This window comes from uncultured Sphingomonas sp. (assembly GCF_913062585.1).
In the GTDB taxonomy this organism is placed as follows: domain Bacteria; phylum Pseudomonadota; class Alphaproteobacteria; order Sphingomonadales; family Sphingomonadaceae; genus Sphingomonas.
The window spans coordinates 155,492-170,090 of record NZ_CAJXWX010000003.1 but is presented as its reverse complement, the minus strand read 5'-3'; the positions used below and the strand labels follow the sequence as shown (position 1 = coordinate 170,090).

The 14,599-nt window shown below is 66.7% G+C and carries 16 protein-coding genes; 10 read left to right on the top strand and 6 right to left on the bottom strand.

The window, feature by feature from the left end:
* The first annotated feature begins 42 nt into the window (after positions 1-42).
* The 3 genes from secY (at position 43) to QZ546_RS04145 (ending at position 3,332) form a co-directional block, all read left to right on the top strand.
* Positions 43-1,389, top strand: coding sequence for a preprotein translocase subunit SecY (gene secY / locus QZ546_RS04155; protein WP_294235095.1), 1,347 nt, complete (start codon positions 43-45; stop codon positions 1,387-1,389).
* Positions 1,390-1,432: 43 nt separating this feature from the next.
* Positions 1,433-2,080, top strand: coding sequence for an adenylate kinase (locus QZ546_RS04150; protein WP_294235093.1), 648 nt, complete (start codon positions 1,433-1,435; stop codon positions 2,078-2,080).
* Positions 2,081-2,453: 373 nt separating this feature from the next.
* The gene (locus QZ546_RS04145) at positions 2,454-3,332 is read left to right on the top strand and encodes a tyrosine recombinase XerC (protein WP_294235091.1); all 879 of its coding nucleotides are present in this window, start codon (positions 2,454-2,456) and stop codon (positions 3,330-3,332) included.
* Here the strand turns inward: QZ546_RS04145 and QZ546_RS04140 are convergent, their stop codons facing one another.
* Positions 3,333-3,938: a DedA family protein gene (locus QZ546_RS04140; protein WP_294235089.1), complete on the bottom strand. Its 606-nt coding sequence runs from the start codon at positions 3,936-3,938 to the stop codon at positions 3,333-3,335.
* Between the two features lie 126 nt (positions 3,939-4,064).
* Here QZ546_RS04140 and lepB point away from each other — a divergent pair, with 126 nt between their 5' ends.
* On the top strand, positions 4,065-4,859 hold the full coding sequence (lepB, locus tag QZ546_RS04135) for a signal peptidase I (protein ID WP_294235087.1): 795 nt from the start codon (positions 4,065-4,067) through the stop codon (positions 4,857-4,859).
* On the top strand, positions 4,814-5,521 hold the full coding sequence (gene rnc, locus QZ546_RS04130; protein ID WP_294235254.1) for a ribonuclease III: 708 nt from the start codon (positions 4,814-4,816) through the stop codon (positions 5,519-5,521). The genes lepB and rnc overlap by 46 nt, the downstream gene beginning before the upstream one ends.
* Before the next feature lie 141 nt (positions 5,522-5,662).
* On the opposite strand, the gene QZ546_RS04125 is transcribed toward rnc, so the two are convergent.
* Complete coding sequence (locus QZ546_RS04125; RefSeq protein WP_183950461.1) at positions 5,663-5,884, bottom strand: hypothetical protein; 222 nt, start codon at positions 5,882-5,884, stop codon at positions 5,663-5,665.
* Between the two features lie 135 nt (positions 5,885-6,019).
* Here QZ546_RS04125 and era point away from each other — a divergent pair, with 135 nt between their 5' ends.
* The gene (gene era, locus QZ546_RS04120; RefSeq protein ID WP_294235082.1) at positions 6,020-6,916 is read left to right on the top strand and encodes a GTPase Era; all 897 of its coding nucleotides are present in this window, start codon (positions 6,020-6,022) and stop codon (positions 6,914-6,916) included.
* 183 nt (positions 6,917-7,099) lie between these two features.
* Here the strand turns inward: era and queG are convergent, their stop codons facing one another.
* Positions 7,100-8,149, bottom strand: coding sequence for a tRNA epoxyqueuosine(34) reductase QueG (gene queG / locus QZ546_RS04115; RefSeq protein ID WP_294235080.1), 1,050 nt, complete (start codon positions 8,147-8,149; stop codon positions 7,100-7,102).
* A 40-nt stretch (positions 8,150-8,189) separates the two neighbouring features.
* Here queG and QZ546_RS04110 point away from each other — a divergent pair, with 40 nt between their 5' ends.
* The 3 genes from QZ546_RS04110 (at position 8,190) to msrB (ending at position 10,905) form a co-directional block, all read left to right on the top strand.
* Positions 8,190-9,110: an ABC transporter ATP-binding protein gene (locus QZ546_RS04110; RefSeq protein WP_294235078.1), complete on the top strand. Its 921-nt coding sequence runs from the start codon at positions 8,190-8,192 to the stop codon at positions 9,108-9,110.
* Complete coding sequence (locus QZ546_RS04105) at positions 9,107-10,333, top strand: ABC transporter permease (RefSeq protein WP_294235076.1); 1,227 nt, start codon at positions 9,107-9,109, stop codon at positions 10,331-10,333. Before QZ546_RS04110 ends, QZ546_RS04105 begins: the two co-directional genes overlap by 4 nt.
* Before the next feature lie 119 nt (positions 10,334-10,452).
* Positions 10,453-10,905 (top strand): peptide-methionine (R)-S-oxide reductase MsrB, encoded by a 453-nt coding sequence (gene msrB, locus QZ546_RS04100; RefSeq protein WP_294235252.1) that lies wholly within the window; start codon positions 10,453-10,455, stop codon positions 10,903-10,905.
* Positions 10,906-11,123: 218 nt separating this feature from the next.
* Here the strand turns inward: msrB and QZ546_RS04095 are convergent, their stop codons facing one another.
* Positions 11,124-11,636, bottom strand: a complete 513-nt coding sequence (locus QZ546_RS04095; RefSeq protein WP_294235250.1) for a CHAP domain-containing protein — start codon at positions 11,634-11,636, stop codon at positions 11,124-11,126.
* 206 nt (positions 11,637-11,842) lie between these two features.
* On the bottom strand, positions 11,843-13,699 hold the full coding sequence (locus QZ546_RS04090; protein WP_294235074.1) for a M1 family metallopeptidase: 1,857 nt from the start codon (positions 13,697-13,699) through the stop codon (positions 11,843-11,845).
* A gap of 98 nt (positions 13,700-13,797) precedes the next feature.
* Here QZ546_RS04090 and QZ546_RS04085 point away from each other — a divergent pair, with 98 nt between their 5' ends.
* On the top strand, positions 13,798-14,208 hold the full coding sequence (locus QZ546_RS04085) for an HIRAN domain-containing protein (RefSeq protein ID WP_294235072.1): 411 nt from the start codon (positions 13,798-13,800) through the stop codon (positions 14,206-14,208).
* 102 nt (positions 14,209-14,310) lie between these two features.
* Here the strand turns inward: QZ546_RS04085 and QZ546_RS04080 are convergent, their stop codons facing one another.
* Positions 14,311-14,547 carry a hypothetical protein gene (locus QZ546_RS04080; RefSeq protein WP_294235069.1) on the bottom strand — a complete coding sequence of 79 codons (237 nt, stop codon included), beginning with the start codon at positions 14,545-14,547 and terminating at the stop codon, positions 14,311-14,313.
* Positions 14,548-14,599: the final 52 nt, after the last annotated feature.

Genomic DNA, 14,599 nt, shown 5'->3' with positions numbered 1-14,599 from the left:
ACGCATCCCGCCGTTTTTCGTTTCCAGGATAACGCAACAGCTATGGCATCCGCAGCCGACCAGATGGCGCAAAGCATCAGCCTGGCGAAATTCGCCAAGGCCACCGACCTCAAGAAGCGGCTGTGGTTCACGATCGGCGCGCTGATCGTCTTCCGCCTGCTCAGCTATGTCCCGCTGCCGGGCATCGACCCTGTCGGCCTGACCAGCCTGGCCAATCGCACGCAGGGCGGTGTCCTCGACTTCTTCAACACCTTCTCGGGCGGTGCGCTGTCCCGCGCGTCGTTGATCGCGCTGGGCGTCATGCCGTACATCACGGCTTCGATCGTCGTGCAGCTCGCGACCTCGCTGATGCCGCAGCTCGCCGCGATCAAGAAGGAAGGCGAGTCGGGCCGCAAGAAGCTCAACCAGTATACCCGCTATGGCACCGTCGCGCTGACCGCCATCCAGGGCTATGCGCTGGCGCGGGGCTTCGAGGGGGGCGGTGCGGTCGTCGAGCCCGGTGCGGTGTTCATCATGTCGGCCATCGTCTCGCTGATCGGCGGCACGATGTTCCTGATGTGGCTGGGCGAGCAGATCACCACCCGGGGTATCGGCAACGGCGTGTCGCTGATCATCATGGCCGGTATCGTCGCGCATCTGCCGACCACGCTGCTCAACCTGCTCGAGGGCGGGCGCAGCGGCAGCATCGACGCGGTGCGCCTGATCGGCATCATCCTGGCCGTCGTGTTCCTCGTCCTGTTCATCTGCTTCATGGAGCGCGCCCAGCGCCGCATCCTGATCCAATATCCCAAGCGCGCGACGCAGCGCGGGATGCAGGCCGATCGCAGCCACCTGCCGCTGAAGATCAACACCGCGGGGGTGATCCCGCCGATCTTCGCCTCCTCGCTGCTGCTGATGCCGCTGACCATCTCGCAGTTCGCGGGGCAGCGCGTCGCGGGTGAAAGCCGCTGGGGCGACCTGATCATCAGCCTGAACCAGTATCTGCAGCACGGCTCGCCCGTTTATATGCTGCTCTACGGCGCGGGCATCATCTTCTTCTCGTTCTTCTACACCGCGGTGGTGTTCAATCCGGAAGAGACGGCGGACAATCTGAAGCGCTATGGCGGCTTCATCCCCGGCATCCGTCCGGGCAAGAATACCGAGACCTATCTCGATTACGTCCTGACGCGTATCACGGTCATCGGCGCGGCCTATCTGACGATCATCTGCCTGCTGCCCGAATATCTGGTGACGGCGTTGCAGATCCCCTTCTATCTGGGTGGCACCAGCCTGCTCATCGTCGTGAACGTGACGATGGACACGGTGACGCAGATCCAGAGCCACTTGCTCGCGCATCAATATGGCGATCTGATCAAGAAGGCGAAGCTGAAGGGTGGCCGCCTACGCTGATCGCGGGGCGGATCCAAGGGAAAGAGGGGAGAGAGACGTGGGCGTGAACATCATCCTGCTGGGGCCGCCGGGCGCGGGCAAGGGGACCCAGGCGCAGCGGCTGGTGGCCAATCGCGGCATGGTGCAGCTGTCGACCGGGGACATGCTCCGCGCGGCGGTCAAGGCGGGTACGCCCGTCGGGCTCCAGGCCAAGGCGGTGATGGACGCGGGTGAGCTGGTGTCCGACGCGATCGTCTCGGCGCTGATCGGCGAACGGCTGGACCAGGCGGAAGCGGAAGGCGGCGCGATCTTTGACGGCTATCCCCGCACCGCCGCCCAGGCGGAGGCGCTGGACGTGTTGCTGGCAGAACGCGGCAAGGCGCTCGACCATGTGATCGAGCTGGGCGTCGACGAGGATGCGCTGGTCGAGCGGATCACGGGCCGCTTCACCTGCGCGTCGTGCGGCACGGGTTATCACGACCGGTTCAAGCCGACCCAGGTCGAGGGCGTGTGCGACGTGTGCGGCTCGACCGAGTTCAAGCGCCGTCCCGACGATAATGCCGAGACGGTACGCACCCGCATGGCCGAATATCGCGCCAAGACCGCGCCGATCCTGCCGATCTATGAAGCGCGCGGCATCGTGACGCGCGTCGACGGCATGGCGGGCATGGACGAGGTCGGTGCCGCGATCGACGCGGTGCTCGATCGCTGATCCGGTCCTGATGGATTGAAGACAGGGGGGCGTTTCCGCGAGGGAGCGCCCCTTTTTCTTTTGAAGCCCCTCTCCCGGCAGGGGGAGGGGTTGGGGAGGGGCAAGGCCACGGGGGCTGGTCTCTGTGAGACCCCCGTGCCCTCCCCCATCCTCTCCCGTTTACGGGAGAGGAGCGGCAAGAAGCGTGCGCGGAGGCTAATGAGGAGGGGAGGATCATTTCAAACCCCCGTTCCGCCTGAGCGAAGTCGAAGGCCACGCTCCGGCCCTCGCCACATGCCTTTGGAAAAGGAATCCCTTGGCCCTCGACGTCGCTTAGGCTGAACGAAGCGGAGAAACGGTTCAACCGGATAGGATATTCCCCTAAACCCGCTCCATGACCGCGCAGATCGCCGACTATTACCGTCACCTGACCGTCGACCTGCGGCGATCCGACCACACGGTCCGCGCCTATGTCGCCACGGCCGAGCGGTTATGCGGATTCCTCACCGAGCATTGGGCGGAAGCGATCGACGCCGCCAGCCTCGCCCGGATCACCGCCGCCGACCTGCGCGCCTATCTGGCGCGGCGTCGGGGGGAGGGGCTGACCGCCGCTTCGACCGCGCGGGAATTGTCGGCGGTGCGCACCTTCCTGCACTGGGCGGGGATCGAGCCGCCCGCCCTGAAAGGCCCGCGTCGCAAGCGCAGCCTGCCGCGTCCGCAGTCGCCCGCCGACATCATGGCGCTGGGCGAGGATATCGGCGAGAATGCCGCCGAGCTCTGGATCGCGGCGCGCGACTGGGCGGTGTTGCTGCTGCTCTACGGTGCGGGTCTGCGCATCGGCGAGGCCATGGCGCTGACCGCCGACATCCTGCCGCTGGGCGAGACGATCCGGGTCACGGGCAAGCGCGCCAAGACGCGGATCGTGCCGCTGCTCCCCGAACTGCGGACCGCGATCGAGGCCTATGCGGCGCAATGTCCCTATCCGCTGCTCCCGAACGAGCCCTTGTTCCGGGGCGCCAAGGGTGGGCCGCTATCCCCCGCTATCATCCGCCGGGCGGTGCAGGGTGCGCGGGACCGGCTGGGCCTGGGCGCGCGGACGACACCCCATGCGCTGCGTCACAGCTTCGCCACCCATTTGCTGGGACGCGGAGCCGATCTGCGGCAGCTCCAGGAACTGCTGGGCCATGCCAGCCTCAGCTCGACGCAAATCTATACGGCGGTCGATGCGGCCCATCTGCTCGACATCTATCGCACGGCGCATCCGCGCGCCTGATCATCCTTTGCCGTGCGGCTTCCAGGTGAGGACGCGCCAGAGATAGCCGCCGACCATCACCACCGTCATCGCGATGGCGGCGGGGCCGATATAGCGGTTGATCGCTTCGAAATTCGATCCCAGCCATAGCCCTGCATAGGCCAGGATGGTGTTCCAGATCGTGCTGCCCGCAAAGGTCCAGATCAGGAACTTGGCGAGCGGCATCCGTGTGATCCCGGCGGGCAGCGAGATCAACGTGCGAAAGGCGGGCATGAAGCGGAAGACGAACACGACCCAGCCGCCATGCCGGACGAAGAACAGGTGTAGCCGCTCGACATCGCGCCACTCCATGGTCAGCCAGCGGCCATGGCGGTCGATAAAGGGCCGGAAACGCTCGTAACCGATATAGCGACCGACCGCGTACCAGGCGTAATTGCCCGCCGTCGTCCCCGCCGTGCCCCACAGGATCAGCGGGATCATCTCCATCTGCCCGCGCGCCACCGCCATGCCGCCCAGGCCCATGATGACCTCCGACGGGATGGGGGGTACGATATTCTCCAGCGCCATCAGCAGGAAGATGCCGAAATAGCCGCCCCAGGCGATCAGGTTGAGGATGAAATCGGTCATGGGTGTAGGGATGTACCGATGAGGGCGGGGGCGGTTCCTCTAACGGCCCCGATCCTCCGGCGAAAGAGTCGAGCGGCCTGAAGAGCTGGGTTGACGGCGCGAAGCGGTTGCGCGAACCCGCTGGGCATGGCCGATACCCCACAAAAGTCCGAGGCGAAGGACACGCTGCGCTTTTTCCTGAAGCTGGCGCTGTTCGTCTTCATCCTGCGCAGCTTCATCGTGACGTCGTTCGTCATTCCGTCGGAATCAATGCTGCCGCGCCTGCTGATCGGTGACTATCTGTTCGTGACGAAGTGGAATTACGGCTATTCGCGCTGGTCGCTGCCCTTCGGCCTGCCGCTGCTGCCCGGCCATATCCTGGCGCGCGATCCGGCGCGCGGCGACGTGGTGGTGTTCCGCTCGCCGGGGCCTGACGATCATGACGTCATCAAGCGGGTGATCGGCCTGCCCAATGACACGATCCAGGTGACGAACGGTCAGGTGATCCTGAACGGCCGCCCGATCCCCAAGCAGCGCGTGGCCGACTTCATCCTGCCGCTGACGCCCAATTTCGGGTTCAAGGAATGCGGCCCGTTCGTCGATACGGTCGATGGCAAGCCCGTCTGCCGCTATGCCCGGTTCCGCGAGACGCTGCCGAACGGCAAGAGCTACGAGGTGCTGGACCAGGGCAATTTCCCCGATCGCGATGATACGGTCCTCTACAAGGTGCCCGAGGGGCATGTCTTCCTGATGGGCGACAATCGCGACGACTCGGCCGACAGCCGCTTCGCCCCGCCCCAGGGCATGGGCATGATCCCGATGAACCGGCTGGAGGGCCGCGCGGCGATCACCTTCTTCTCGACCGATGGCTCGGCCGAGTGGATCAAGCCCTGGACCTGGGTATCGGCCGCGCGCTGGAACCGGATCGGAGAGGGGTTTTGAGCACGGTCGATGACTGGCTGGCCGGTATCCTCGGCCGTGCCCCCGCCGATGCCGCCCCGTTCCACCGCGCGCTGACCCATGGCAGCCAGGCGGCCGAGAATTACGAGCGGCTGGAGTTTCTGGGCGACCGGGTGCTGGGCCTCATCATGGCCGAATGGCTGTGGGAGCAGTTCCCCGCCGAGCCCGAGGGGCAGCTGTCGCGCCGCCTCAACGCGCTGGTGACGGGGGCGGTCTGTGCCGATGTCGCGCGCGATCTGGGCGTGCGCGACCATCTGAAGCTGGGGAAGCAGGCGCGCGACGATGGCGCCTCGGACAGCGACAATGTGCTGGGTGACGTGATGGAGGCGCTGATCGGTGCCTGGTATCGCGAGGCGGGTCTGGAGGCGGCGCGGGCGTTCGTCCGCAAGGCCTGGGGCGACCGGGTCCACGCGCAGGGCAAGGCGCCGCAGCATCCCAAGTCGGCGCTGCAGGAATGGGCGGCCGCGCATAATCGCAAGGCGCCCGAATATGTGGTGACGGATCGTTCGGGGCCGCATCACGCGCCGCGCTTTACGGTAACGGTGCGGATCGGGCGGACGGCGGAGGCCTCTGCGTCGGGTGCGAACAAGCAGGAGGCGGAGACGGCCGCTGCGAAGGCGTTGCTGGCGAAGCTGAAGGCTTGAGGGGGGGGCGAGGTCTGGGCGTGGCCTTCGACTTCGCTCAGGCCGAACGTCGGTTTGGATGTGTGGCTGCCTTCCAGAACAGCCGTTCAGGCTGAGCGAAGTCGAAGCCCATGCCCCGACCTCGCCCAGTAACTACCGAGATCAGCGCCCCTTGGCGGCGGCTGCTTCCTTCTTGGCCTGCACCTTGGCCCGGTGATGGCCGACTGCGCAGCCCGCCGCCGCGCCGAGCACAGCATGGCCCTTGCCGACGAAATGCCCGCCGACCGCGCCGACGGCCGCACCCTTCAGGCATCCCTTGGCCGAGGCCGGGCCCGCGACGGTCAGCAAGGCGGCAGCCGACAGGGCGGTGAGAAGGGTCTTCATAACGTCTCTCCTTGCACTCGAATTCGTGGGCCGAAAATGCGCGCGCCGGCTTGGCCGTTCCGTGATGGAGCCATTACATTCTGTCCATGTGGTCTGGCCGTTGCGGGAAGGGGGCGGGACCTGTACCGCTGGCACATGACTGAACAACGTTGCGGCCTCGTGGCCGTCGTCGGCGCGCCCAATGCCGGCAAATCCACCCTCGTCAATGCGCTGGTCGGCCAGAAGGTCGCCATCGTCAGCCCCAAGGCGCAGACGACGCGTGCCAAGCTGCTCGGCGTGGCGATCGAGGGCGAGGCGCAGATCCTGCTGGTCGACACGCCGGGAATCTTCGAGCCCAAGCGCCGCCTGGACCGCGCGATGGTCGCCGCCGCTTGGGAAGGCGCGGAGGGCGCGGACATCCTGGCGCTGGTGGTCGATGGCAAGGGCGGCATCGGCCCCAAGGTCACCGCCATCGCCGAGTCGATCGCGCAACGGCCCGAGCCCAAGCATCTGATCCTCAACAAGGTCGACATCGCCGACAAGGCGCGGCTGCTGGGCCATGCCGAAAAGCTGAACGCGGTCGTGCCGTTCGACGAAATCTGGTTCGTCTCGGCCCAGACCGGCGACGGCCTGCCCGAACTGAAGGCGCATTTCGCCAAGCTGATGCCCGAGGGGCCGTGGCATTATCCCGAGGACCAGGTCTCCGACGCGACCGAGCGCGCGCTGGCCGCCGAGGTGACGCGCGAGCAGATCTATCTCCAGCTCCACGCCGAGCTACCCTATGCCAGCGCGGTCGAGACCGAAGCCTATAAGGAGCGCGAGGACGGATCGGTCGAGATCCACCAGCAGATCCTGGTCGAACGCCCCACCCAGCGCGCCATCGTGCTGGGCAAGAACGGGGTGCGGATCAAGGAGATCGGGGCCAAGGCGCGCGAGGAGCTGTCGCGCATCTTGGGGCATAAGGTGCATCTGTATCTGCACGTGAAGGTGAAGCCGGGCTGGGACGAGGATCGGTCGGTTTACAAGGATATCGGGTTGGATTGGGTGGATTGATTATTGGGGGTGGGGGCTCGGTGAGACACCGTTGCCCTCCCCCATCCCCTCCCGCCTGCGGGAGGGGTGCGATGCTTGGCTCGTATCCAGCATAAGCAACACGTTCATTGCTTGCAGGAGCGCTTACTCTTCGGGCCAGGCACGCCCCTCCCGCAGGCGGGAGGGGATGGGGGAGGGCCGGGGCTAGGCCACTCCCTCACCCAACCGCCCCAAAGCCCATCCCGCCGCCTCGACGACAACCGGATCGGCATCCCCCAACAACCCCCGCAACACCGGCACCAACTCCGCCGCACCGCTATTCCCCGCTGCGATCGCCGCGTTGCGCACCATCCGGTTCCGTCCGATCCGCTTGATCGGCGACCCCGCAAAAACCTGCCGAAACCCCGCATCGTCCAGCGAGAGAATATCCCCCAGCTCCGGCGCGGTCAGCTCGGCGCGGGGATGGAACGCCATGTTCGCCTGCGCGACGGCCGCGAACTTGTTCCACGGGCACACTGCCAGGCAATCGTCGCAGCCATAGATGCGGTTGCCGATCGCCGTCCGGAACTCATCCGGGATCGGCCCGGCATGTTCGATCGTCAGGTACGAAATGCACCGCCGCGCATCGAGCTGATAGGGCGCGGGAAAGGCATCGGTCGGGCAGGCATGCTGGCACGCATCGCAGCGTCCGCACGTATCGCGCGCCACCGCGTCGGGCTCCAGCGCCAGCGTGGTGTAGATCGCGCCCAGGAACAGCCAGCTGCCATGGGTCCGGCTGACCAAATTGGTGTGCTTGCCCTGCCAACCGAGCCCCGCCGCCTCGGCCAGCGGCTTTTCCATGACCGGCGCCGTGTCGACGAAGACCTTCAGGTCGCACCCGCCCTCCTGCGCCAGCCAGCGACCCAGCGCCTTTAGCTGGCGCTTCACCACGTCATGATAATCGGCCCCTTGCGCATAGACCGAGATGCGCCCGATCCGCCCGTGATCGGCCAGCCGCATCGGGTCCTCGGCCGGGGCATAGCTGACCCCCAGCGAGATGACGCTCTTCACCTCGGGCCAGAGGCTCGCCGGGCTCTGCCGCTGATGCGCACGGTCGGCCATCCAGATCATCGACCCGTGGCGCCCTTCGGCGAGCCATTGGTGCAGCCGCTCGGCCGTTTTCGGCGCGGCGTCGGCATGGGTGATCCCGACCGCGGCAAAGCCCAGTTCGGCCGCTTTTGCCTTGATCCGGGTTTCCAGCTTGTCTTGCGCCACATGCGCCCGCTACCACAGGCGTTCAGGGAGGAACAGTTGCGTGGATAATCAGTGGGCGGTCAACGCCTCGGGCCTCGCCAAGCGATTCGGCGACCGGCGCGTCGTCGATGGCGTCGATATCGCGGTGCCCACGGGCGCGGTGTACGGCGTGCTGGGGCCCAATGGCGCGGGCAAGACCACGACGCTGCGCATGTTGCTGGGCATCATCGAACCCGATGAGGGGGAGCGCACGCTGCTCGGTCATGCGCATCCGCGCGACGCCAGCGACCTGGTCGGCTATCTGCCGGAGGAGCGCGGACTGTACCCGGCGATGAAGGCGCGCGAGGCGATCGCCTTCATGGGCGCGCTGCGCGGGCTCGACTGGAAGACCGGGCGGGCACGGGCGATCGAGCTGCTGGAGCAGGCCGGGCTCGGCCATGCCGCCGATACCAAGATCCGCAAATTGTCGAAGGGCATGGCGCAGCTCGTCCAGCTGCTCGGCGCGGTCGTGCACCGTCCCCGGCTGCTGGTGCTGGACGAGCCCTTTTCGGGGCTGGACCCGGTCAACCAGGAGCGGCTGGAGGCGCTGATGCTGGGCGAGCGGGATCGCGGGGCCACCATCCTGTTCTCCACCCATGTCATGGCCCATGCCGAGCGGCTGTGCGACCGGCTGGCGATCATTGCGGGCGGGCAGCGGCGGTTCGAGGGGACGGTCGACGAGGCGCGGGGCACCTTGCCCTCGCTGGTCCGCTATCGCCCGCGCGATCCCGACCGGGTGACGCCCGAGCTGTTACCTGCCGATGCGCGGCCTGACGGCACCGACTGGCGCTTTTCGCTGCCCGACGAGGGGATCGAGCCGGTGCTGGGGCGCCTGCTGGCGGCGGGGGCGGGCATATGGAATCTGTCGATCGAACGTCCGAGTCTGCACGAAGCCTTTGTCCGCATCGTCGGCGAGCAGGCGTCCCAGGAGAATGCGGCATGAGCCCGAGCCGGCGGCTGATCCGCCAGACGCTGACGATCGCGCGGCGCGACTTCATCGCGACCGTCTTCACGCCGATCTTCCTGCTGTTCCTGTTCGCGCCGCTGATCATGGTCGCGTTCAGCACGATCGGGGCGATGGGCGCGGCGCAGGCGGCGGATCATGGCGCGGACCGGGTAAAGATCGTCGCCATCGTGCCGGATGCGATCGCCCGCGCCTTTGTCGAGGCGGACACGCGCACCCGCACCGTGTTCCGGCGCGACGAGGAGCCGCCCGCACTGAAGACGCTGGCCCCCGCCCGCGATCCCGCCGCCCAGGCGCGCGCAGCGTTCGAGGCGCGCGATTACGATGCCACGGCGGTGCTGTACGGCCCGCTCGAACGGCCGACGATCCTGTATGGCGCGCGTGGCGCGCGTGCGGCGGATTATCTGGCCGTCCTGGCGGGGCAATCGCTCGTGGCGGATCGGGTCGGCGGCCATCTGCCGCAGGTCGCGGCCGTCAAGACGCCGTTCGTCCGCCAGCGCGCGACGCTGGGCGGGCAGAACCAGACCGCGTTCCTGGCGGTGTTCGGCGTCTTCTTCCTCACCCTGTTCCTGGCGGGGCAGGTGGTCGGCACCATGGCCGAGGAGCGGTCGAACAAGGTGATCGAGGTGCTGGCTGCCGCCGTGCCGCTGGAGGCGGTGTTCCTGGGCAAGCTGCTCGGCATGTTCGGGGTGGCGGTGCTGTTCGTCGGCTTCTGGGGCACCGTGCTCGGCCAGCTGACGAGCATCTTGCCCCCCAGCTTTGCCGGTATGGTCGGCGAATTGTCGCCCGCCATCGGCCTGCCGATGTTTGCGGTCCTGTTCGTCGCCTATTTCACCATGGCCTATCTGCTGCTGGGATCGGTGTTCCTGACCATCGGGGCGCAGGCATCGACCATGCGCGAGATCCAGATGCTGTCGCTGCCGATCACGATCGTGCAGGTCGGCATGTTCACCCTGACGCTCAGCGGCCTGTCCAAGCCCGATAGCTGGCTGGCGGTGATCGCCGAGGTGTTTCCGCTGTCCTCGCCCTTTGCGATGGCGGGCATGGCGGCGGCCAGGGACACGCTGTGGCCTCATGCCGTGGCGCTGGCGTGGCAGGCGCTGTGGGTCGCGCTGTTCGTCACGCTGGGGGCTCGGTTGTTCCGGCGCGGCGTGCTGCAATCGGGGAGCGTCCGGCCTTTCTGGCGGCGCAAGCGGGCGTAGGACGGTCCTTCCTATTGGAAATAGGGAGGATGGAAGGCACCCTTTTCCGGCCTGCACCGCTTTCCTATCTTGTGTTTATGACCGCATCCTCTTCCGATCGCCGCACTTTCCTGTCGCTGATGGGCCTGGGCACGCTGGGCGTGGGCCTGTCGGCTTGTGGCCGCCAGGCCGATGCGGCGGAGCGCTTTCCCGTGACGATGAGCGATGCCGCCTGGCGGCAGAAGCTCGGCCCGGCAGCCTATGACGTCCTGCGCAAGGAAGGGACCGAGCGGCCCTATTCCAGCCCGCTTAACGGCGAGCATCGTGGCGGCATCTTCGCCTGCAAGGGCTGCGCGCAGCCGCTATTCTCCTCGAAGACCAAGTTCGACAGCGGCACGGGCTGGCCCAGCTTCTGGGCGCCGCTGCCCCGTGCGGTAGGGACGAGCAACGATCGGTCGCTGATGATGGAGCGAGTCGAGGTGCATTGCAGCCGCTGTGGCGGGCATCTGGGCCATGTCTTCGACGACGGGCCGAAGCCGACCGGCAAGCGCTATTGCATGAACGGCGTGGCGATGACGTTTCGGGCGGGGTAAGATCGCTCGCGGGCGGTGAGCTTTTCCCTTGGCCTTCGATTTCGCTCAGGCGGAACGGGGTTTTGGGGATTTTCCGTTTCGGGGGCGAGCCAGGTTGATCCGCTGCTCTTTAAAGTCGTCAGCACCAACCCCCGCTCACGCCGAGCGAAGTCGAAGCGCACGTTCCGCGCTTTGGGCTAAGCTTTCCTGACCTCGCTCGGGGCAGGGCAGGTGGGAAATTACTGAACCGGCGCCGCGAAGGTCAGGATGCCCGAAACGCGGCCGCTGTCGCGCGAGGCGATCTGGGTGGCGGGCAGGTCGGCGGTGCCGTTCTTGTGACCCGAATAGATGAAACCCTTGGTCGGATAGGCCGAGGTACCCAGGCCGCCGGTCGGGCCGTACCAGACCTTGACCATCGACCAGTCGTTGTTCGGCGAGACGTCAATGGCGCGGACGTCGCGCTCGATGCCGCCGCGACGCGACCAGTTGGCATGGGTCAGGAGGACTTCGCGGTCGCTGACGACCTTGCTGACCATAGCGACATGGCCGACGCGCATCCGGCTGGTGGCTTCGAAGGCGAGGACCGAACCCTCTTGCGGCGTGTGGCCGCGGTCGTAGCGACCCTGGGCCTGGCCCCACCAGGTGTTGGCGTTGCCGTGAAGATCAATGCCCGAGATTTCGCGGGCATAGGGTGCGCACTGCCAGAACTGCGCGGCAGCGGGGGTGGCCATCATCAGGCCGCACGATGCCATCAGCGCGAATCGCACTGCAAATGCCTTGAACTTCACATGACCCCCCGGTCGGAATGTCGGTGTGGGTGTCGATTAACCGGGGCTAAACAGGTTGGAAAGGTCGCCGGGAACCATATCCGGTGAACGGTGTTCGAGCGGCGATGACCTGAAAAACCGGCGGCGAAACGAGTTTTTCGTTCCTCGTTTCGCCGCTCGGAAGGTTCGTTTTATCGCCCCAACAGGCGATCGACCGTCACCTGCGTGACCGAATGATAACCGGGACGCGCTTTGTCGTAGATTCGCTTGGCTAGCGCCTGACCCCATTCGCCTTGTCCCTGAAGCTGCTGGAACAGCGGTGCGACGAACTTGCGGCGGCCCTGGGCGGTTAGGAACTGCTCGGCCGAGGCTTCGGCGGGCGGATAGCGGTTGGCGAGAGCAAGGCGCAGCCAAGCGAAGCGGATCTCGCTATTGCCCGTCTCGTTCCAGTGGAAGCGTCCGTCCAGCGCGGCGAGCCGCTCGGCCGAGAGCTGGCGGGGCAGCTGGTCGAGGAAGCGGACATATTCCTGCGTCGTCACCTTATCCGGCACCGCCGACACCGGACCGCCGGCCGCGAACGCCTTGGCCGCCGCGTCGATGGCGGGGAAGGCGTCGGAGCGGACATGGACGGCGTTGGCTGGGATGCCGGGCTGATAGACCCATTGGTCAACGCCGATCTTCTCAGCCTCGCCGGGCTTGAGCAACTTCGCCTTCAGGTCGGCGAGGAAGCCTGCACTGGTCTGCGGCTGGAAGGCATGGCGGTCGAAATAGCCGCGCAGATAGGCGTCCCAACGCGCGCGGCCGACGACCGACTCGATCGTCCGCAGGAAGGTCGCGCCCTTATCATAGGCGATCTGGGTCATGCCGTCGTCGGGGTCACGACGGGCGTCCAGATCGAGGTGCAGCTTGGTATCGGCCGACTGCGGGCCGCCCGCTTCCTTCACGGCGTTCTGCATGTCGGTCCAGGCAAGATCCGCCTCCATCGCGGCGCGGCGCTTGCCGTACATGGACTCCATGATCCGGTTTTCGAAATAGCTGGTGAAGCCTTCGTTCAGCCAGAAATCGTCCCAGGTTGCGTTGGTGACGAGATTACCCGACCAGCTATGCGCCAGCTCATGCGCGATCAGGCTGACGAGGCTCCGGTCGCCCGCCAGCACGGTCGGCGTGGCGAAGGTGAGGGTGGGGTTCTCCATGCCGCCGAACGGGAAGCTGGGCGGCAGGACCAGCACGTCATACCGGCCCCAGCGATAGGGCCCGTACAGCCCCTCGGCCGCGGTGACGAACTTGTCGAGCCCGGCAAATTCCCACGCCGATTTGTCGAGCATCGCAGGCTCGGTCCAGATGCCGGTATGGGCGCTCAAGGCCTTGAACTTCAGGTCGCCGATGGCCAGCGCGATCAGATAGGGGGCGACCGGCTTGTCCATGCGATAGCTGGCGGTGTGGCGACCATCGGTACAGGGCGTCTCGCCGGTCCGCTCGCCGCTCATGACGACGGTCAGAGCGCAGGGGGCGTTGATCGTCGCGTCCCAGGTCTGACGGATGCCGGGCGAATCCTGAGTCGGGATCCAGCTTCGGTTGAGGATCGCCTCGCCCTGGCTGAACAGATAGGGCTGTTTCTTGCCCGCCGTCTGCTCGGGCGACAGCCATTGCAGCGCTTTGGCGCCCGGGACTGAGGCATAGGCGATCCTGACCGTGCGGGCGCCGTTCAGCGTGATGGCCAGCGGCGCGCCATGCACCTTGTCGACCGCCCCAATGGTGTAGGGCAGGGGGCGATTCTGCCCGTCCGTCACCGCGACGATCCGCAGGCCGTTGTCGTCGACGACGAGTTGCCTGACGTCGGGCTTCGCATCGACCGACAGGGTCGCGATCCCGCGCATCACATGGGTATCGAAATCGGCATAGAGGTTCAGCGAGACATGGGTGGCCCGCGCCTCCAGCGGCCGGGCATAGCTGTGCACGTCGCGCGCATCGGCGCTAGTCAGGACGGGCGCGACGGCGGGCGCGGGGGATTGGGCGGCGAGCAGAATCGCCAGGGCGGCCAGGGACATGGGCACTCCGATTAGGGCAGGATGCGTGTACCATAGCCGGATCGCGGACGAATGGGAGGGCTCTGGACGCAGCGGCGTGGCGTCACCAGCTAGGGGGCATGGACGAGATGACGCTGACCGTGGTCGGGATCGACTTTCCCAACGAGGACAAGGCACGCAGCAATCGGCGTTTCGAGCTGATGGCGTCGGCCCCGGGCGATCCGGTGACGTTGCGGCCCGAGCCGCGCAACCGGCACGATCCCAATGCGGTGGCGGTGTTCAGCGCGCGGGATGTCCAGATCGGTTATCTCTCGGCCGAACGCGCGCCGCTGATCGGTGCACGCCTTCGACGCGGTGAGGTGGTGCGGGCGATCTATCAGGGGATGAAGGGGGCGGTCGGCTATATCCGGGTGCGATTCGGGGGCGAGGCCCCGACACTGCCGCTAAAGGACGACCGGGCGCCGTCGTCGGTCGGCCCCGAGCAGGATGGCTTTTATCCCGATCCCGATGGACCCGATTGGGGTGCGTAAGCCCCAGAACGAAAAAGGGAGCCGAAACCGGCTCCCTTCCGTCCGCTGGGGATTGGACCCGAGCGGTGATGATCGGGGCGGGGTTTCCCCCGCCCGCGACAATCAGTTGCTCGCGGCGCTGTCGTCCTTGGTGACAGCGACGACGCCGATGGCGACGACGCCAGCAGCGATCAGAGCGGCCAGGATGCCGGCGCCGGCCAGCTTGTTGCCCTTGGCGGTCGGGGCCGAGGCGCGGACCGACTTCGAAACCGACAGGCTGGCAGCCGGGTTGGCCGGAGCAGCAGCAACCGGAGCGGCAACCAGGGCGGTGGCGGCAACAGCAGACAGGAACTTCATCATATACAATCTCCCATGGCGAACTACCGCCAAGACGCGGCGTGGTTCATCGTCC

Coding starts and splice junctions, on each gene's coding strand:
- QZ546_RS04105 (WP_294235076.1), top strand. CDS start 9,107: ATGAGCCCGAGCCGGCGGCTGATCCGCCAGACGCTGACGATCGCGCGG.
- QZ546_RS04090 (WP_294235074.1), bottom strand. CDS start 13,699: ATGTCCCTGGCCGCCCTGGCGATTCTGCTCGCCGCCCAATCCCCCGCG.
- QZ546_RS04125 (WP_183950461.1), bottom strand. CDS start 5,884: ATGAAGACCCTTCTCACCGCCCTGTCGGCTGCCGCCTTGCTGACCGTC.
- QZ546_RS04085 (WP_294235072.1), top strand. CDS start 13,798: ATGGACGAGATGACGCTGACCGTGGTCGGGATCGACTTTCCCAACGAG.
- msrB (WP_294235252.1), top strand. CDS start 10,453: ATGGGCCTGGGCACGCTGGGCGTGGGCCTGTCGGCTTGTGGCCGCCAG.
- secY (WP_294235095.1), top strand. CDS start 43: ATGGCATCCGCAGCCGACCAGATGGCGCAAAGCATCAGCCTGGCGAAA.
- QZ546_RS04080 (WP_294235069.1), bottom strand. CDS start 14,547: ATGATGAAGTTCCTGTCTGCTGTTGCCGCCACCGCCCTGGTTGCCGCT.
- lepB (WP_294235087.1), top strand. CDS start 4,065: ATGGCCGATACCCCACAAAAGTCCGAGGCGAAGGACACGCTGCGCTTT.
- QZ546_RS04095 (WP_294235250.1), bottom strand. CDS start 11,636: ATGGCATCGTGCGGCCTGATGATGGCCACCCCCGCTGCCGCGCAGTTC.
- era (WP_294235082.1), top strand. CDS start 6,020: ATGACTGAACAACGTTGCGGCCTCGTGGCCGTCGTCGGCGCGCCCAAT.
- QZ546_RS04140 (WP_294235089.1), bottom strand. CDS start 3,938: ATGACCGATTTCATCCTCAACCTGATCGCCTGGGGCGGCTATTTCGGC.
- QZ546_RS04145 (WP_294235091.1), top strand. CDS start 2,454: ATGACCGCGCAGATCGCCGACTATTACCGTCACCTGACCGTCGACCTG.